Origin of the sequence: Vibrio sp. 10N.239.312.C11 (assembly GCF_041466065.1) — a bacterium.
GTDB lineage: Bacteria > Pseudomonadota > Gammaproteobacteria > Enterobacterales > Vibrionaceae > Vibrio > Vibrio tasmaniensis_A.
The window spans coordinates 49,364-68,286 of record NZ_JBFSRZ010000023.1; the positions used below are offsets into that span (position 1 = coordinate 49,364).

The 18,923-nt window shown below is 44.0% G+C and carries 13 protein-coding genes, 2 tRNA genes and 3 pseudogenes; 10 read left to right on the forward strand and 8 right to left on the reverse strand.

Features of this window, described 5'->3' with window-relative positions; genetic code table 11:
• The first annotated feature begins 236 nt into the window (after window positions 1–236).
• The 3 genes from AB6D07_RS11930 to AB6D07_RS11940 all read left to right on the forward strand — a co-directional run bounded on the left by AB6D07_RS11930 (window position 237) and on the right by AB6D07_RS11940 (window position 5,113).
• Window positions 237–2,246, forward strand: coding sequence for an NADPH-dependent 2,4-dienoyl-CoA reductase (locus AB6D07_RS11930; protein ID WP_029223123.1), 2,010 nt, complete (start codon window positions 237–239; stop codon window positions 2,244–2,246).
• A gap of 199 nt (window positions 2,247–2,445) precedes the next feature.
• Window positions 2,446–2,994, forward strand: coding sequence for an NAD(P)H nitroreductase (locus AB6D07_RS11935; RefSeq protein ID WP_017104045.1), 549 nt, complete (start codon window positions 2,446–2,448; stop codon window positions 2,992–2,994).
• Window positions 2,995–3,121: 127 nt separating this feature from the next.
• Complete coding sequence (locus tag AB6D07_RS11940; RefSeq protein ID WP_017104047.1) at window positions 3,122–5,113, forward strand: DNA topoisomerase III; 1,992 nt, start codon at window positions 3,122–3,124, stop codon at window positions 5,111–5,113.
• A gap of 39 nt (window positions 5,114–5,152) precedes the next feature.
• Here the strand turns inward: AB6D07_RS11940 and AB6D07_RS11945 are convergent, their stop codons facing one another.
• Genes AB6D07_RS11945 through AB6D07_RS11955 form a run of 3 tightly spaced genes read right to left on the reverse strand, consistent with a single transcriptional unit; the run spans window position 5,153 to window position 6,999 of the window.
• Window positions 5,153–6,154 (reverse strand): DUF3080 domain-containing protein, encoded by a 1,002-nt coding sequence (locus AB6D07_RS11945; RefSeq protein ID WP_017104048.1) that lies wholly within the window; start codon window positions 6,152–6,154, stop codon window positions 5,153–5,155.
• Between the two features lie 7 nt (window positions 6,155–6,161).
• On the reverse strand, window positions 6,162–6,848 hold the full coding sequence (locus AB6D07_RS11950; protein WP_017104049.1) for an SDR family oxidoreductase: 687 nt from the start codon (window positions 6,846–6,848) through the stop codon (window positions 6,162–6,164).
• Window positions 6,849–6,873: 25 nt separating this feature from the next.
• Entirely contained in the window at window positions 6,874–6,999 is a 126-nt protein-coding gene (locus tag AB6D07_RS11955) for a hypothetical protein (RefSeq protein ID WP_277814459.1), read from the reverse strand.
• Between the two features lie 111 nt (window positions 7,000–7,110).
• Here AB6D07_RS11955 and AB6D07_RS11960 point away from each other — a divergent pair, with 111 nt between their 5' ends.
• Window positions 7,111–8,031 carry a histone deacetylase gene (locus AB6D07_RS11960; protein WP_017104050.1) on the forward strand — a complete coding sequence of 307 codons (921 nt, stop codon included), beginning with the start codon at window positions 7,111–7,113 and terminating at the stop codon, window positions 8,029–8,031.
• Window positions 8,032–8,096: 65 nt separating this feature from the next.
• On the opposite strand, the gene AB6D07_RS11965 is transcribed toward AB6D07_RS11960, so the two are convergent.
• A tRNA-Ser gene (locus tag AB6D07_RS11965) sits at window positions 8,097–8,187 on the reverse strand.
• Between the two features lie 325 nt (window positions 8,188–8,512).
• Between AB6D07_RS11965 and AB6D07_RS11970 the strand changes: the two genes are divergently transcribed.
• Both AB6D07_RS11970 and AB6D07_RS11975 read left to right on the forward strand, forming a co-directional pair.
• Window positions 8,513–8,956, forward strand: a complete 444-nt coding sequence (locus AB6D07_RS11970; RefSeq protein ID WP_009848694.1) for an Rrf2 family transcriptional regulator — start codon at window positions 8,513–8,515, stop codon at window positions 8,954–8,956.
• 32 nt (window positions 8,957–8,988) lie between these two features.
• Window positions 8,989–10,173, forward strand: coding sequence for an NnrS family protein (locus AB6D07_RS11975; protein ID WP_017104051.1), 1,185 nt, complete (start codon window positions 8,989–8,991; stop codon window positions 10,171–10,173).
• A gap of 652 nt (window positions 10,174–10,825) precedes the next feature.
• Here AB6D07_RS11975 and AB6D07_RS11980 read toward each other — a convergent pair.
• The 3 genes from AB6D07_RS11980 to AB6D07_RS11990 form a co-directional block, all read right to left on the reverse strand.
• A tRNA-Ser gene (locus AB6D07_RS11980) sits at window positions 10,826–10,916 on the reverse strand.
• A 138-nt stretch (window positions 10,917–11,054) separates the two neighbouring features.
• A complete protein-coding gene (locus AB6D07_RS11985) occupies window positions 11,055–12,851 on the reverse strand; it encodes a DUF3413 domain-containing protein (protein ID WP_372140719.1) in 1,797 nt (598 codons plus the stop codon).
• A 27-nt stretch (window positions 12,852–12,878) separates the two neighbouring features.
• Window positions 12,879–13,106, reverse strand: coding sequence for a YejL family protein (locus AB6D07_RS11990; RefSeq protein WP_004734063.1), 228 nt, complete (start codon window positions 13,104–13,106; stop codon window positions 12,879–12,881).
• Between the two features lie 84 nt (window positions 13,107–13,190).
• On the opposite strand from AB6D07_RS11990, the gene yejK reads away from it, so the two are divergent.
• The 4 genes and pseudogenes from yejK to AB6D07_RS12010 all read left to right on the forward strand — a co-directional run bounded on the left by yejK (window position 13,191) and on the right by AB6D07_RS12010 (window position 16,917).
• On the forward strand, window positions 13,191–14,195 hold the full coding sequence (gene yejK / locus AB6D07_RS11995) for a nucleoid-associated protein YejK (protein WP_009848690.1): 1,005 nt from the start codon (window positions 13,191–13,193) through the stop codon (window positions 14,193–14,195).
• 96 nt (window positions 14,196–14,291) lie between these two features.
• Window positions 14,292–15,078 (forward strand): annotated as a pseudogene (locus AB6D07_RS12000) (Hpt domain-containing protein); the annotation flags it as partial.
• A gap of 212 nt (window positions 15,079–15,290) precedes the next feature.
• Window positions 15,291–15,662 (forward strand): annotated as a pseudogene (locus AB6D07_RS12005) (Hpt domain-containing protein); the annotation flags it as partial.
• 76 nt (window positions 15,663–15,738) lie between these two features.
• Window positions 15,739–16,917: a hypothetical protein gene (locus AB6D07_RS12010; protein ID WP_017104054.1), complete on the forward strand. Its 1,179-nt coding sequence runs from the start codon at window positions 15,739–15,741 to the stop codon at window positions 16,915–16,917.
• Window positions 16,918–17,013: 96 nt separating this feature from the next.
• On the opposite strand, the pseudogene nhaC reads toward AB6D07_RS12010, so the two are convergent.
• A pseudogene (gene nhaC / locus AB6D07_RS12015) lies at window positions 17,014–18,471 on the reverse strand (Na+/H+ antiporter NhaC); the annotation flags it as partial.
• Between the last annotated feature and the right edge of the window lie 452 nt (window positions 18,472–18,923).

Consider the following 18,923-nt stretch of genomic DNA (forward strand, 5'->3'; position numbering starts at 1 on the left):
ACCATTAATCTCAATAATATGAACTGCTTGATATCCTACGATAATTCCCTAGCTCAAACTACACCAAGAATTGCTAATCGATATATATTCTCATTAAGTGTAGTCATATTAGGGGTTTCTGAACGATTAATACGTCCTGCATTATGATCGGTGTTACAAAAATGTAAACGGTTGTTTGAACTTTTGGTGATTGAGTTATATTGTGGTCTGACCACAAGGATATAATAATAGAAGTGATGTCTGCCATGTACCCACATTTACTCGAACCACTCGATCTTGGATTTACTCAATTACGTAACCGTGTATTGATGGGATCAATGCACACGGGTTTAGAAGAAAATAAAGAAGGCCTCCACAAGCTTGCCGCGTTTTATGAAGAGCGAGCAAAAGGAGGCGTTGGCCTTATTGTTACCGGTGGTTTCTCTCCTAATTTACGTGGCAGATTGACCCCATTTAGTGCTGAGTTCAGTAAAGTTAAGCACGCTAAAGCTCACCAAGTTGTTACCGAGGCCGTGCATAAGCATGGCGGTAAAATTGCCCTTCAGTTGCTACATGCTGGCCGCTATGCCATGCACCCATTCGCGCAAAGTGCTTCGGGCATCAAAGCGCCAATCGCTAAGTTTGCACCGAGTGAGATGAGCCCTCGTCAAATTAAAAAGACCATAGGTGCCTTTGCCAACAGTGCAGAATTAGCTCAGGTTGCTGGCTATGACGGCATCGAGATCATGGGCTCGGAAGGCTACTTGATTAACCAATTTATCTGTAAACGTACCAACATGCGTTATGACGAATGGGGCGGTTCTTATGAGAAGCGCATGCGTTTCCCATTAGAGATCGTTAAATCGATTCGCGAAGCGGTGGGTAAAGATTTCATCATTATTTTCCGCTTATCGATGTTGGATCTGGTTGAGCAAGGCAGCACGTTTGAAGATGTTGTCCTTCTGGCTCAGAAGCTAGAAGAAGCGGGCGTGACCATTATTAATACTGGTATTGGTTGGCATGAAGCTCGTGTCCCAACTATTGCGACACAAGTTCCAAGAGGGGCATTCTCTTGGGTGACAGAAAAAGTAAAACCATACGTGTCGATCCCAGTGGTGACGTGTAACCGAATCAACACGCCAGAAGAGGCCGAACGTATCCTCAGTTCAGGACAGGCCGACATGGTATCAATGGCTCGTCCATTCTTGGCAGACCCTGACTTTGTTAATAAAGCCGCTCAAGACCAAGCGCAGTTCATTAACACCTGTATCGGTTGTAACCAAGCGTGTCTTGATAACGTATTCAAAGGCAAACGAGCGAGCTGCTTGGTGAACCCTCGCGCTTGTTATGAAACTGAAATTGTTGTGCAACCCGCTCAAGCAACCAAAACCATTGCCGTCGTCGGTGCTGGGCCAGCAGGTTTAGCTTGTGCAACAACGTTGGCACAGCGTGGGCATAAGGTTGATCTGATTGAGAAAAATGACCGCATCGGTGGACAATTTAGATTGGCAATGCAAATCCCGGGTAAAGAAGAGTTTAGAGAAACGATTCGTTACTTTGCTAACCAAATAGATGCATCAGGCGTGAACTTAAAACTAGATACTGAAGCGACGTTTGAGATGTTGTTGAAGTACGATGAAGTCGTGATGGCTGCTGGTGTTGAACCAAGAAAGCTTGATATTGAAGGAATTGACCAAGAAAACGTAATCGATTATCAAACCTTGATTCGTGAAAAGACACCAGTAGGCGAAAAAGTCGCGATTGTTGGTGCCGGTGGTATTGGTATTGATGTGGCAACTATGCTGACAGAGCCGACTTCTCATAGCTTGGACGACTGGCTGCATGAGTGGGGCATTGATAAGAATATGGAGCACCCAGGTGGACTTTATCCTTACCCTGATTCGTTCAGTGATAAAACGGTTTGGGTGATGCAGCGTAAAGCCGGTCGAGTGGGTAAAGGCCCAGGTAAAACTACTGGCTGGATTCATAAACGTACTCTAGAAAAACGTGGTGTGAACTTACTTGGTGGCGTGAGCTACAACAAGATTGACGACCAAGGTCTGCATATCAGCGTTGGTAAGAAAGATCAGGTACTCGATGCCGATTCCGTTATCGTGTGTGCGGGCCAAGTTTCAGTTCGTCCATTCGAAGACATGTGGCAAGAGTTTGGTGGCAAACTACACGTGATAGGCGGTGCCGATTACGCAGGTGAACTGGATGCCGTGCGCGCAATTCGCCAAGGTGTTGAGTTAGCCATTAAGCTCTAACAACAAACAGAATGCACTCGTTCATAAACCTGAACGAAACCTGTAAATAAGGCTCCTAAGTCATAGATTTAGGAGCCTTTATTGTTTCCAGTATTGTTTGAACTATTGTGTCAATTGGACAGCCGTTGAGATTTATTATCGTTTGTATTCTGTGCTACAGTTCAGCTATACAAACAATAAAAATTATTAAGGACTTCAAATGGATGCTTTGGATCTATTGCTCAACAGACGCTCTATCGCAAAACTCTCTGATCCAGCACCTGAAGGTGTCGCGTTAGAAAATATCATCAAAGCAGGTTTACGAGCTCCAGACCACGGCGCACTGACACCATGGCGCTTTGTTATCGCACAAGGTTCAGGGTTACAGAAACTTTCAGACATCTTGGTGCGTGCCGCTGAAGCGGATGAAAGCGAAGAAGCGGTTATCGAGAAAGTAAAGAAAGCGCCGTTCCGAGCTCCAATGGTGATCACTATCATCGCAAAGGTAACTGAGCACGAGAAAGTGCCTGCGTTCGAACAACACCTGTCTGCGGGTTGTGCTGCGCAAGCAATGCAAATGGCCGCAGTTGCACAAGGCTTCCAAGGTTTTTGGCGTTCAGGTAAATGGATGTTCCACCCTGAAGTGCACCAAGCTTTCGGCCTAGAAGGCGACGATGAAATTGTTGGCTTCCTATACCTAGGTACTCCGGGCTGTACGCCAATGAAAGCGCCAGAGCGTGACTTCTCAAAGTTCGTTGAGTTCTTGTAGATCTCGTCAGGAAAATAGCCACACAACGAATTGTTGAATGTTAACTGTATAAACAACCAGTTTTTCTTGATTTCTAGGAGCCACATTAGATAATGTGGCTCTAATTGTTTGTAGCATCTGGAAAAACATGTCTCGCCTTATTATTGCTGAAAAACCAAGCCTAGGCCGCGCGATTGCCGCCGCACTACCGAATCCACAAAAGAAAGACCAAGGGTTTATCAAATGTGGCAATGGGGATGTGGTGACTTGGTGTATTGGACACTTATTGGAGCAGGTTGAGCCGGATGCTTATGACGACCGTTATAAGAAGTGGAACTTAGCCGATCTTCCCATCGTACCGGAGCAATGGCAGTTGAGACCACGCAAGACGTCAAGCAAACAGCTGACGGTGATCCGAAAGCTATTGAAGGACGCGACCCAAATTGTCCATGCGGGTGACCCGGATAGAGAAGGGCAGCTGCTGGTGGATGAAGTGATTGATTATTGCAAGGTGTCTAAGACTAAGAAAGAGTCGATGGACAGGTTACTTATTAGTGACTTGAACTTGCCAGCGGTAAAGCGTGCGCTCTCTCAAATGCGCAGTAACCGAGATTTTATTCCACTTTCTATTTCTGCATTGGCGCGCTCTAGAGCCGATTGGCTGTATGGCATGAACATGACTCGCGCGTATACCTTGTTAGGTCAAAAGGCGGGTTACCAAGGCGTGTTGTCGGTAGGGCGAGTGCAAACGCCTGTACTTGGTTTGGTCGTAAGGCGTGATGAAGAGATCGAAAACTTCATTCCGAAAGATTATTTTACTCTGCATGCGCTGATCCCTTATCAAAACAACGGCCAGAGCTTTGATATTCGAGCACGTTGGAAACCAAGCGAAGCATGTAAACCTTGGCAAGATGAAGAAGGCCGCGTACTCAATCGAAAGCTGGTTGAGAATGTCGCTAACCGAATTGCTAATCAGCCTGCAACGGTGACGGAATCAGAGCAAAAGCAAAGCAAACAAGCGGCACCACTCCCTTATTCGCTGTCAGCTCTGCAGATTGATGCGTCTAAGCGTTTTGGTATGAGCGCTCAACAGGTACTCGACACTTGTCAGTCATTGTATGAGAAACACAAACTCATCACTTACCCACGTTCTGATAGCCGCTATCTACCTAAAGATCATTATTCGCAACGAGAGTCGGTAGTCGATGCTATCGCCAATAATGCGAAAGAGCTGCAAAGTGGTGCGCAAGGCGCGGATCTTTCTCTTAAATCCAAAGCATGGAACGACAGTAAGGTCGATGCTCACCACGCGATAATCCCAACGCCGAAGAAATCAGCGGTGAATGGCCTATCTGCTAATGAGATGAAAATCTATCAGCAAATCGCCCGCCAATATCTGATGCAGTTCTACCCACCGGCTGTTTTTGCGGATGCTAAGTTGGTTTTTGATATCGCTGGTGGTGTGTTCATAGCAAAAGGGCGACAACTTATTAGCCCAGGTTGGAAGGTGTTGATGGGGAAAACGGACACCGAAGAGAAAGGCGATGGTACAGATACGGTTCCTCCATTGGATAAAGGAACGGTGTTGACGTGTCGTGAAGGTATTATTGGTGATAAGAAAACCGAACCACCAAAGCACTTCACGGAAGCGACCTTGCTACAAGCGATGACAGGTATCGCGCGCTTTGTCGCGAACAAAGACCTTAAAGCCATTTTGAAAGAGACCGATGGCCTTGGAACGGAAGCAACCCGAGCGGGTATTCTAGATACTTTGTTCAAGAGACAACTGTTAACGCGACAAGGTAAAAGCATCCATAGTAGCCCTGCCGGCAGAGGTTTGATTAATGCTTTACCTGAGGACTCGACCTTTCCCGACATGACTGCTCACTGGGAACATCAGTTGCAAGGCATGGCTGAACGAAACCAAGCGTATCAACCCTTCATGCAAGCGCTAGAAAGTAAGATCGATGGCTTAATGGGTAAGGTAAAAACAGGTGAAGTCCCTGAATCTCTGCGTCATCTTCCTAAAGTCGAAAGACCTGCCTTTAAACGCCGCAAAGGTGGTGGTGCGAAGTCTTATGCCAACAAAGGTACGTATGCCAAAAAAGGGACGTATGCTAAGAAAGGCACTAAAAGCTAGGAACTGAGAGCAAACCGCTGCTTATTGGCGATATTAGACTTAACGCCCAACCTTGCGTCCGCAGCGCTTAAACAGCTGTTGCCAATAGTCGACATGGCGCCGAGTGGATGATCGAAAGGCTTGATGCGCATCTTTGATGGGAAAGTGATAACTGTGTAGCTCAGGCTGTGCGTCAAACATAGCAAGTTGGGGGGCTAGGTGCTGATAGTAGCCATCCAATTGGGCCATGTAAGGCTGAACCTTGTCAATATACTGTTGTTCGAACACATTGTTGAGATAGCGAAACTTAGTCGTGTCTCGTTGCTTCCCACAGATAATGTTGGCGTCAAAAGTAGTCAGCTGCTGGGTGATGGTATCAAGCTCTGCCGAAGCACTAGATAGTGAGTAGTACAAATCCCCAAGCGTCGAACTCTTCTCTAATCCTTCTTGAACCTCAGTAGTCTTGCCGGAAACGAGCGGTGTGTTTAACGCTTGATTTATGTGCTCTAGCGCGTCACTTGTCTGTCGAACTTGATCGCCAATATCAGCACGTAACCACTGGCTACCACGCATTTGCGACTGCATAGCTTCACTGGCATAGATGAGATTCCATTGGTGCAGTGGAAATTGTGCGAGTTTCTGTTGCTCGATTTCTCTGAGTAATTCTACGATCTCTGGTTCTAATTCGTTATTAGATAAACAATGACCAACACCTTCCAGTAAAGCGACTTGATAATCGTAATTTCTGAACTCGTCGGCGACTTTCCCAAGTACAGAGTTTCTTTCTGCAATCAGGTTGAATAATCCACATTGCCGAAGTTGATAACTGTCTATGAGCCCGATAGAGAGCGAAGGAACTTCAATAAACAGTTCTCGCTTTCTCGGTAAGCTTTCGAGCTCCCAGTCTTGTTGTATCTCGTCAGCATCTTGCACGTTGGCGATTTTGGTCTGATAGTCGTCGAAATAGTTCTGTGGGCTGTCATCGAAACATCCAGTGAGCACCATTGTTAGACACAACAGTGGTGAACGTACGATTAAGCTTGAGATAACGCGACGATCCATGTGACCGCTACCAGTCTATTTCGCTACCATCGAAATTAAAGAAGTGACCACTCACTTCAGTATTCGATGACTCTATTACAGTCACAAGGCCTTGAGCCGAAGTCTCTGTATCAATAAGAGCATTAGGTCCGCCCATTTCCGTCTGTACCCAACCAGGATGTAACGCCAGCACTGTAAAGCCATTATCGGTTAAGTCGTTGCTTAAACTCTTCACAACCGAGTTTAGAGCCGCTTTAGAGGAACGATAGATGTAGCCTCCGCCAGATGTGTTTTCAGACATACTGCCCACTCTTGATGAAAGGCACGCGATCTTTTTTATTGGGCTCTTTGCTAGCAGAGGCAGTAAGGATTCAACGAGCTTGAGAGGAGCGATGGTGTTGATTTCAAAAACACGACGCCACTCTTCTACATCGGTATTACCTAACCCGTAACCTTTAGGGCCATAGTAGCCAGCGTTGTTGATGAGAATATCGATGGATTCAAGTTTTGAAGGAAGTTCATTGACGGATTGATAGTCCGTGATGTCGAGCTGTATGCACGAAAGGTTGTTGTTTTCGTTTGCGAGAGCAAGTAACTCTTGTGCTGTGGAAGCATCGCGATAGGTGGCATACACGGTGTGGCTATCATTGACGTAGTGCCGAGCTAGGCTCAGACCAATACCTCGGTTCGCACCAGTGATAAAAATAACGCTCATAATGATTCCTTGTTAGTTCAATCAGTTAAGTGTGATGGGTTAACGCGAGAAAATCAACGCTCCACCAACTGACCATCAGCATGCTCACGAAAATCATTACTGCTGCGATAGAGCCGCAGATCACACCACAGATGAGTATTACATTTTTCATTGTTGTCTCTGGAATTAATTAAAGGTAATGATAACTATTATCATTAATTAAGGTTGTCGCCAAGTCTGAGACTGTTATGATTTTGAGATTGATACGTAATACGCCCGATCTATGACTCCTTTAATTTACCATCCAATTTATTCTCAGTTGCCTTTACCAGAAGGGCATCGTTATCCAATCCATAAATACCAACTGTTGCACAGTGCTGTGAAGCACCACATGGATAGTGATCCAAAATGGGGTAATGCATTCGAAATGTTCCAGCCAATGCCTGTTTCGGTAGAACAAGTAAAGCAGGTACATGATGGTGAATATGTCGATTTGCTGGTTTCTGGAAATTTGCCAGCAGCAAAAATGAGACGTATCGGCTTTCCGTGGAGTGAACAGCTTATAGAAAGGACACTCTATTCAAGTGGTGGCACCTGCTTGGCCGCTGAAATGGCCATCGAGAGTGGTTTAGCGATTCATCTTAGCGGTGGCTATCATCATGCGCACCGAGATTTTGGCAGTGGCTTCTGTTTGTTGAATGATCTGGTTTTGGCGGCTAAGCATGCGCTAACGTTTGAGCATATAGATAAAGTGCTTATCGTCGACAGTGATGTTCACCATGGCGATGGTACAGCGACACTTTGCCAAGAGAGCGATGAGATTATCACTTTGTCGTTCCACTGCGATAAGAACTTCCCTGCGCGTAAACCTGTGTCTGACTTGGATGTGCCGTTAAGCCGTGAAACAGAAGATGAAGAGTTTCTGCGTTGCTTTGAACAAGTCACTAACATGGCTATTGCTCACCATCAACCGGATCTGATTATCTATGATGCGGGTGTCGATATTCATCAAGATGACGAATTGGGGTATTTGAATGTTTCGACAAAAGGGATATTTGAACGCGATTGTTTGATGCTCAACTTAGCAAAGAGTAAAGCGATTCCAATGGCGTGTGTTGTAGGTGGCGGTTATCGGTCGGAACACAAAGATCTGGTGCCGATTCACATGCAGTTACTAAACGCTGCATTGGTTGTGAATAGCTGAACCGTTGAGCTCCGTGATCATCAGATACAAAAAAGCCGCTGATTTCTCAGCGGCTTTCTTTAATGTGGTGGAGGGATAGGGATTTGAACCCTAGAACCGCTATTAACGGTTGCCGGTTTTCAAGACCGGTGCTTTCGACCACTCAGCCATCCCTCCAGTGCCGCGAATAATATAGTGGTGTGATTCGCTTGTAAATACCCTTATTAACTGACTGCTTTTTTTATGAACAAGTTTGTGTGTTTTTATATTGTCAGAGTGAAAATATATCGAAAAATGTTTCTGATCGCTTCGACTTAGAGGATTAGATCTTGTTTGAGAAAGGAAGATGGAGATAGGATCTCATACAACAGATGTGAGAAACGTCATTAAGATCGCAGCCTTAGCTTCTTGGTGCTTAGCCACTACTCCTCATTAGGTTAACTTGCCTTTATTACTCATAAGATTTATAATAAATACATCTTATAGAGTGAAATATCCCAACATGCATATCACACGTTACACTGATTATTCCCTACGCGTTCTGATCTATTTAGCGATCAACAACCAATCTCTTAGCACCATCGGCGACATTGCTAACAGTTATGGTATTTCTAAAAACCACTTAATGAAGATCGTTCAGCAACTCAACCTCAAAGGGCACCTGATCGCTACAAGAGGAAAAAATGGTGGTTTGAAACTCAGTTGCCATCCAAGTCAGATCAACATAGGTACGTTAGTTCGAGAGTTAGAAGACAAACGTAACTTGGTTGAATGTTTTGGCGAAGATAATAGCTGTGTTATTACACCAAATTGCCAATTGAAAACAATCTTTGCTGAAGCTCAAGAGTGTTTTTACAAATGCTTAGACGCTTATAGCTTGCAAGATCTCCTCGGCGAAGGGCACAGCTACAAACTAGGGCAACTTTTGGCGGTTGACGTTATTTAAGTAAGTTTTGTTTACTCACTAGGTTTACGATGATGAAAGATTTAAATCAACCCCCTAACAATGGCGTTTCAATGACGGCATTTTTTGAGCTCGCGTTTCGACCGTTTTTTTTGTTTGCATCACTTTTTAGCGTTGCAGCTCTAGTTGGTTGGGCCGCGTTTTGGAATGGTAGCGCAACTCTGAATGTTTATGGCGGAGCAATGTGGTGGCATATTCATGAAATGTTATTTGGCTTTGCGGCCACTGTCGTGGTTGGTTTTTTACTGACGGCCGTACAAAATTGGACAGGTGTCCGCAGTATTAACGGACGTGGGTTAATGATACTTCTGGTTATCTGGCTGTGTGCGAGAATAGCCATGTTCCTACCTAATGTCTTTAGCCCTTGGTTGGTGGCTGGGCTCGATTTACTGTTTTTGCCTATCGCTGTCATTTATCTTGCTCACAATATTGTCAGTGTGAAACTTTGGCGAAATCTATTGTTCGTTCCCATTTTGCTGCTAATGACTTTTGCCAATGCGGCGATGCACTATGGTGTTCTATTTCAGCAGCCAATCTTAATTTCACAAGCTAGCACAAGCATGGTGCTGTTGGTGACTCTAGTTATGTGCATTATGGGTGGACGAGTCTTTCCTATGTTTACCGCGAATGGCACACAGACACCACGAACCCCTGCATTACCATGGCTTGAAAAGCTGAGCATCGTGAGCACGATTTTCGCCGTTGTGTTGAGCTTTCAGATACTTCCAGTTCCACAAGATATCGTTGCTAGCGTGTTTATTGTCAGTGGCCTGGCAAATGCGGTTAGGGCGGTAAGGTGGAAAATATGGGTCGCTTTTAAGACTCCTCTTGTGTGGTCTTTACACTTAAGCTACTGGGCCATTTCGTTAGGATTGGTCTTGTATGGCGTTTCGATCATTTCGTCATTGGTCACACAATCACAAGCGATTCATGCCTTAACCGTGGGTGGAATGGGGGTGATGATCTTATCAATGATCTCACGCGTCTCTCTAGGACATACAGGTCGAGCTATTGCGATTGGTAAAATAATGACTGCGGCGTTAATTGCGATTGTTTTTGCCTTTATTGTTCGAGTATTTGGTGGATACTTTACCAATAATATTGTCTCTATCATCACCTTATCGAGTGCTCTGTGGGTTGTCGCGTACAGTTGTTTCGTTGTGTTGTACTTACCAATTTTAATAAAACCAAGGGCTTAAATACCTCAAGACACCAAGCAGCCAATTTGGCTAATATTAAAGTTGCATTTAAAATGCAACTTTAATATTATGACCTTAATGAGTTACTTAAATACAATCAAAGAGAGCATAATTATGAGCTGTTGTGGCGGATGTGGTGGTTCAAACCACGAAGAAAAAGCAAATGAAGCTGAACAAAAAAAACAAGCAGAGCAGCAAGAGACTAAGCAAGAAAACGCTTAATTAGATCTGCACTCAAGCCAAATTTAAAAATCCAGAGACTTCGATGAAGCCTCTGGATTTTTTTATCGTTATGTATCCACAATGAGAACCTGAAGAAACCTAGGGCACTATTCCAATAAACATCCCCCCAATTCTTCAAGTTACTTGGTTATGCATTGGTGGCGTAGGTCTACATGTTTATTGGCAGGGATGTTTTGTTGCAACAGTGACGTCGAATTTCGATAGGTTATAAAGGTAAAGAGTCAGTTACCTATGCTATATGTTTAAATACAACAGAGCGGTAATAGGCTTGAAGTTGCCGTGAGAAACAGGTTTAAGTCAGATTCCGATAGTTAAGGACTTTGACTGGTTAACTAACTGACTCTTAGATTCGATTAACTTTACGCTAGATGCAAAAAAGCCGCTGATTTCTCAGCGGCTTTCTTAAATGTGGTGGAGGGATAGGGATTTGAACCCTAGAACCGCTATTAACGGTTGCCGGTTTTCAAGACCGGTGCTTTCGACCACTCAGCCATCCCTCCAGTGGCGTGAATAATATAAGGGGCAGAGGATCTTGTAAACCCTTAATTTTCATAATTTTGTTTTGTTGCTTGTTTTCTAATCATTCACGGCAATAAAAAAGGGAAGCCATTGGCTTCCCTTTTCTTTTTGATGATCATTTAGTCATTTTTGGTATAGAACCGCTGTAACTCAGTAAGGCCTTGCATCAACACTGGCAAGCGAGGGCTTACATCTTTCAGACGTTTGTAATTCTGATCGTACAGTTTGTAGTTACCAAACTTATCTAACACCGTTGTTTGTTGGTCGGTAACAAGAGCAAGTTCACGTGAGTCTCCTGCGAGAATCCATTTTCTTCTACGCTCATCAAACAGGCTACGACCGCTACTGAAGTCTGTTGGGTTCGAAGATACACCTAATAGCTCTTGCATTAGCGTGACTGACACATCTAGGTGACTAGAACGGTGAGTATATTCAGATGCCGACTTACCTGGCCATTTGATGAACAGAGGCACTTGTAGTTGGTAACGACTGTAATTGGAGTTTGCACCCCAACTGTTGGTTTTCGTCTCGTTAAATTCAGTACCATGGTTAGAGGTAATGATAACCACTGTGTTGTCTTGAAGATCTAGGCGCTCCAACTCTGCGTAGATTTTCGCTAACTGAACATCAGCCGCTTGAGTCGATTTTTGGTAATCTGCAGTAAAACGCTCAGCTGTAGTCAACGTCACATCTGTTTCGTAACTAGAGAAGTTATCGAGCGTTGTTAGCTCAATAAAGTTAAACCAAGGGCTTTTTGCTTGTGGCGATTGAACCCATTCAGACCAAGCTTGTATTGCGCTTTGGTCATCATCTGTTGCTTGCTCTGGGAGTGCATCACGACCTCGGAAGATGACTTCCGGGTAAAGTGCGTCGTCAAAGTCATCACCGCTAAAAGCGGCAAGTGTATAATTGTGATGTTTTAGCACATCGAGTAATACTGCGCTCGAACCTTGTGCTTTGATGCTGCTTGCGTAGCTGCTAGGAAGGCCATAGAACAATCCGAAAATACCAAACATGTCGTTACTTGAACTGTAGTGATTGGTGAAGTTGATCGATTGTTGTGCATAGGCATAGCTGCTTGGCATCGCAGTGCTATTGAGTGCATCAGCGCGAAGATTATTCACACTCACAAGTAGAATATTAAGATCAGCACTGCGGCGGTTGTATTGAATTTTTTTAAGCGGGGAGCTAACTAAGTTTACGTTCTCTTGGTTCGCTTCTAAACGCTGTAAATACTCTTCACGGTCTAATAGACCATGCTTTTCCATAAAGCTTTTTGCTGTCATAGGATAAGACAGTGGGAAATTCGCTTTCTGGCTTGTAATTGGGTTGTAGAAATACGCATCAGCCCACATGTAGGTCAAGTGGCTGCTGATGAAACACAAGAAGAAGACGGCAGTAATAGGACGGCCAATGTGTTTATGAGACAGTTTACGTTGCTTACGCCAAACCCACTCAGACAGACCTAGCTGCAATAAGAAGATTAGTGGCATTACAATGAAGAGGTGCTGCAAATCAGAAGTGAGTGCAGACTCCTCTCCACTGAATAAAACCTCCCACACGACAGGTGTCAGGTGGAGGTTTATATTTTGATACGTTTGAGTATCAATCAGTAGGACAGTTAAACCTATGGTTGCGAAGATAACGGCAACCAAACGTAATAACTTCCTCGACGGAAGAATAAAAGTGAGTGGGAACATCACTAATAGATAGAGCGCGAACACCAAAAATCCAAAATGACCAACCCATGATGCAGCCAAATAGAATTGACCCAATAGGGTTTCCGGCCAAGCAGATTGAGTAATATAACGAGTACCAATCAACATCGCAGCAATGATGTTGAAAAATGCAAACCAGTGGCCCCAACCTACCAGTCGAGATACACGATCGCTATATGAGTTTGCGCTGTCTACCATTTATAATTCTTTTTCCGTCAATCAAACTTAGTGAGACTTTTTATCTTCAAGAGAAGAAATTAAAGCTTCGGCAAATTTTTCAGCAATTCCTTTGCGTTGTGAAGCAGCAACGTTCTGATTTAAGACATTGGTTGCGATATTTCCAGCGATCATCAATGAAAGCTCAGGTGAAGCTTTGTGCTTAGTCAGTACAGCACCTACTTCAGCTAGGATTTTTTCAACTTGATCATCTGTGTATTTAGATATAATCGGCATAAGGACTCTAATAATGATAGTAAAAGCGGCTTATGATAACCTACTATGCACAACAACTGAAACCTGAACGGTAATATTTTCACTATGAGCCTTCACCTTTCCAACGTAATTTTACACCAGCTAAGCAAGAACGATCAGGAAGAGCTGATTGTTAACTATCGTGCTGAATCTCTAGAAAACGATACTGCATCTGAAAACCTAGTCGCGGAACTTCACCGAGTTTTTAATTCAAAAGCAGGTAAAGGATTTGGTTCTTTCAAATCCGACAGCGAATTCCAGCAGTCGTTGCATGAATTTCGAGCTGGAGAACAAAGTTTTTATGATTTCTCTCAAAAAAGTGCGCTACGTCTAAAAGATGAGCTTTCAAAGTATCCTTTTGCTGATGAAGGCACTTTGGTACTGGCTGAATATCAATCACTGGCGACAGACTACCTTTTCATCGGACTACTGCCTTCTAACCAAAGTTTGAAAGTGACCGAAGGGCTAGATATTAGTGCGACGGATTACCTGGATATCTCGAAGATGGATATTGTTGCGCGCCTTGATCTTTCAACATACGACACAGACAAAGAGTCAAACCGTTACCTTACTTATATTAAAGGGCGCGTTGGTCGTAAAGTCGCTGACTTCTTCTTAGACTTCCTTCAAGCAGAAGTAGGCTTGGATGCTAAGCAGCAAAACCAAGTATTGATGCAAGCGGTAGAAGACTTTGTTTCTGACTCTAAGTTAGAGAAAGAAGAAGCGATCAGCTATAAAAAACAAGTTGCGGATTACTGTAACGAACAGCTTAAAGCGGGTGATGAAGTTCAAGTTCGTGAACTTTCTGGAGAATTGCCAGCAAGCACAGATGGTACAAGCTTCTTTGACTATACTAGTGAGCAAGGCTACGAGTTAGAAGACAGCTTCCCAGCAGACCGCGCAACTATGCGTAAACTAACAAAATTTGTTGGTGCTGGTGGCGGTTTGAATGTTAGTTTTGATAGTCTGCTTTTAGGTGAGCGTATCTTCTACGATCCAGAGACAGACACGCTAACCATTAAAGGGACGCCACCGAACTTACGTGATCAACTGACTCGCAATAAGTCATAGTCCGAAGTTATTAGGTAGCAAGCGACAGCCGGTTGTTGTCGCTTGTTTATGTTTAGCAACATAATGGTTTAGAGTTCGCATGAACAAGGAATATCGATGGAACAATCAGTAGCAAAGCCCAATCGCTTTAAAAGACCAGCCACTTTTTTGGTTGCACTCTTGGCTCTGTGGCTACTTCCTTCACTGGCTCTCCTTAATCTAAGCCGTTCTTACTCTCACTCACTCGCTCAAATTGAAGAACTCGGTATTCGCGTTAATGAACTGAGGCAATCGCTTTATTTCTCTGAGCCGCTGCGAGTCTCTCGTATTAATGATTTGGCACTCGATGCTCAGTTGGTTTATTCGATCCGACTGCAGATTGAATCTGATTTCCAACACGCCTTGTTTCGTCCTGATGTGAACCAACTGCTTTACGTTGCCGATCAATTTTTAGAAAAATTTGATGAATTCATTCCGATAGAAAGTCAGGTGCAAGATATTGTCGATAACATCAAAGTGTTGCGCACAGATACTGAGCTTTCCCCTAAGTTAAAGCCGCTACTCAACGAATTTGGTGTCGTCGTTTTTGAAGCGATGTATTCCGATAACCAAAGTTCATCAGCAACTTATCGCGCCTTTGATTCTATTCTTGAAAAATCTTATTCATTAAAATCCGAAGAGCAAGATGCACTCCAACTATTACTGGCAGATGCTTCAGCATTGCTGAGTGATTACGCTCAGCTCAATTATTTAGTCGATAAAATTAAGAAGAATTCAGTAAACGAACAGATCATTAAACTTGAAGCTGAGTTCCATGAACGTCAATACAACCTATTATTGATCATGCTAGGTTTAAGCTTAGTGGCAATGATTGCGTTAGTGTTGTGGAGTGTTAGGTCCCAAAAATCGATGAAAGAAGTAGACCAAGAACTCAGACCGGAACCAGTCATCGATTCAAGTCAGGAAGAGGCTCAACCTCAGCAGAGTGCTTGCAAGACAAGCCCGCAAGCTATTTCACAAGAACCGATTTTGCAAGAACCTATTCCACATGTTCCGGTTCAGCAAAACTCTATTCAGCAACCCCCAACTCAGCGGACACCAGAACAAGTGCAAGAGCCAGAGAAGCACATTGCCAGTGTGACGGATTCAAAGCCAGCGATTGATATTGAAGAGATGCTAGAGACTCTTGATGGCGATACCGAGTCTGTTGAATTGTTGCTAGGGGTCTTTGTCGAAGATCACGCAGATGACTATACCAGATTCAAATCTCTGCTCACTAAGGATGAAACCTCTGCTGCTCGCATTGTGCACAGCTTAAAAGGTGTGGCTGGCAGCATCAAAGCGTCTCGGCTAGCGATCATTGCAGCGACTATTGAAATGACAATGAAGCAGTCCAGAGCCATCAGTGAGCACGATTTAGCTGAACTAGAGCTAGCGATAAAAGCCTCTGTAGATTCTGCTCATGACTATTTAAATACCCAACGTTAACTTTTACAGGTTTTTTGACAATACTCTGACGAAGCGCTCATACAATCCGCGCCCTTAGTCTTTGTCAGAGGTTTATATGTCACGAGTTTCGAGTCGAAATTGGATCGTGTTGGTGCTTAGCATTGTGCTAAGTGGTTGTTCTCTCTTGGAAGTTAAGCTAGACAGTCAAACGACGCCTCTTACTCAGCAAGAGTTACAGGCTCGGATCATGACGCGTGAATACGCCAAGATTTTTTTTACACGAGTAGAAGACTCGGCCGATCTCATTGCGCAATCTTACCCTGCTGATGACACCTTACATCAATCTTATGTGTTGCTTTGGAAGATCCATGCTGAGCAGGGCTTACAACAAGCGGCGTACCAAACTTCCCCAATGTCAGCATTAATTGACTCATGGGGTTTCACAACACAAATGAATCAGTTTTATAGCCAAGGCGATGGCGCGGATCTGTTCGTGACGGATAATGCGGTAGAGACTGCTCGTTCTCTTGACCAAGAAGCTGAGAAGCTAGCAAAGGGTGTATTGAGCTCGAGTGATTTCAAGAACAGCAAAGCGTTCGTCGAAGAGTTTGCCGCGAGTAATCCTTTTAAAGATCTTACCTTCAGAAGCACACCCGCTTACCGTGAATGGCTAAGTTACCTTGGTAAAGACGAATCTCAAATCGTTCAAAGCCTAGGTACCATGCCGGAGGCGATGGGCGATGCATCAGACCGTTTAAGCCTAATGGCTGACCAAACACCGAAATTGATGACGTGGAAAGCTGAGTTGGTGGCGATGAATAGCTCGCTAACGGGTGAAGACCTATCTATGACGCTGGAAAGCCTTCGTCAAACATCAGCAAGCATGCAGGACTTCATTGAGAATAACCCTGAGTACATGCAAACATTGGCTTCTATTATGTCGACAGAAATGCAGCCTCTGCTCAACGACCTAAGTGATAAGACAGATCAAAAATTGGCGATGCTCACTGAAGAACGTGTAGCCTTAGAAAAAATGGTGACACGAGAGAGAGAAGCTCTGGTCGCGATGATTGCGAAAGAGCGTATTGAAATTGCAGGCATTGTGACTTCTGAAAGGGAACTGTTTACACAAGATCTTGATCGCGTCTCTCAAGAGGTGGTGGTACTCGCTATTGATAAACTGATGGACTTGATCAAAGGTGTGATTATTTACTTCATCCTGTTTATCTTGGTGGTGTTCTTTGCACCGTTAGGCATCGGTTATTGGTTGGGTAAACGAACCGCTAGCAAATAAATTCAGTAATTAAGTAGATCAAAAAAGAGCGCTCTAGAGCGCTCTTTTGGCATTTATATCATCAACATTTTTGTGCTTACGCACTAAAGCCTTAGCTTAAGCTTGTTGCTTGCTCAGTTCAGCGGCTTCTTCAGTTTCAAGCGCTGGTGCTGTTGGTTCACATTTATCAACGAACCAACCCATGTAAGACGTTACGATAGTCACGAGGATACAGATGAAGCTCAACCACATGAACGGAGCATAAGAGAGCGTTGCGACACCAAGAATACTCGCCATGTAGATGCCGTTGTCACTCCAAGGAACCATGCCTGAAGTTAACGTGCCACCGAACTCAGCGTTACGAGATAGATTTTTACGTTGGTAACCTAATCGGTCGTAGTTTTTCGCACAGATTTTTGGCGTTAGGATTAACGATACGTACATTGCAGAACCGAATACGTTACCCATGAAGGCCGTGCCGATCGTGCTTGTTGCTAGAGAGCCTGCGCTATTTACTCGGCGCTCGAACACCTTAGCAATCGTCTCTAATACGCCCACTTTATCCAGTAAGCCACCAAAACCTAAACCAAACACAATTACCGCTACCGAACCAAGCATTGAAGACATGCCGCCACGGTTAAGAATCGAGTCAATAAACTCTACGCCAGAGGAGATAGAGAACGGTGCCCAAGCAGTATTGAATGCCGTTAGGAAATCGATATCTTGGATCATGACTGCCCAGATAATACCTAGCAGAGAACCGAAGCTGATTACCGGGAATGAAGGCATGCGGAAAGCCAACAGACCAAGCACGATCAGTACTGGGACAAATGAGTAAGGCGTGATGTAGAACTGAACTTCCATTGCTTTAATGACAGAATCTACTTGGCTCATGTCAACGTTACCTGCGTAGTGAAAACCAAACGCAGTAAACATGATACCAGTAATCACGTAGCTGATTAACGCAACTGGCAGCATGCCCTTGATGTGCTCAACCACTTCAACACCAGACATTGAAGAAGCCAGAATCACTGAATCAGAAAGTGGAGACATCTTGTCGCCGAAGTAACAACCTGACAGCACTGCACCTGCAGTAATCGGTGCTGGAACACCTAGGCCTTGGCCAATACCCATCATCGCGATACCTGCTGTACCCGCAGCGCCCCAAGAAGTACCAGTTGCCAATGCGGTTAGAGAACAGATAATCATGGTCGCTAAAAGGAAGATAGAAGGGTGGATAGCTTTCAGACCATAGTAAATGATAGTAGGTACGATCCCGCCTGAGATCCAAGTACCAACAAGAGCGCCAACGGCTAAAAGTATTAAAACCGCGCCTAAGCCATTGGATATTCCTTTGAGTGCCGCTTTTTCTAAGTCTTTGTATTCGTGGCCAAGGCGAATACCGAGAACCATGATAATGAACCAGCCAATATACAAGGCAAGTTGAATTGGAAGGTCAAGTTTTGCAGTAAAGGAAAAAGCAAGGGATAGAAATAGTCCTAACGCGATGAATACCTGCAATAGGTTCGGTAGGCGAGTTTTACTCTGCTTCATAAAAGCCTCTTGTGATTTCGAGCATTTATAGTGCTTCGTTTTGGTGTGTGGTGCAAAACGGACACTACAGTAATTAGTTTATTATATCGAAAAAATACGTCCAAGTTGTGATATTTGACTGTTAACGCAGTCAATTATGGTTTCATTATCTGAAATATTGTTAAGTTCATGGTTGTTACATGTTGAAACTTGTCGCACGTTGTTTTCGTTTTGTGAAGTATTATTCTAGATAGTATTGATTAAAAAGAGGGATTTACTGTTTGTGACGCGAGTAGGATTAAGCTGCTTTGGCGATGCAAATGTTTGAATTTGAGGATAATGGGCGTTTTATCAATGAGGTGGATATTAAATGTCGATACAGGGATAACTGCACGATTCATTGCGTTCACTTAAAAGAAACGAAAAAGTTACACTTTTTGACAAAAAGCACTTGAGTTCTGTTTCTGAAAAACTTATAGATGGGGGAGAGCAAT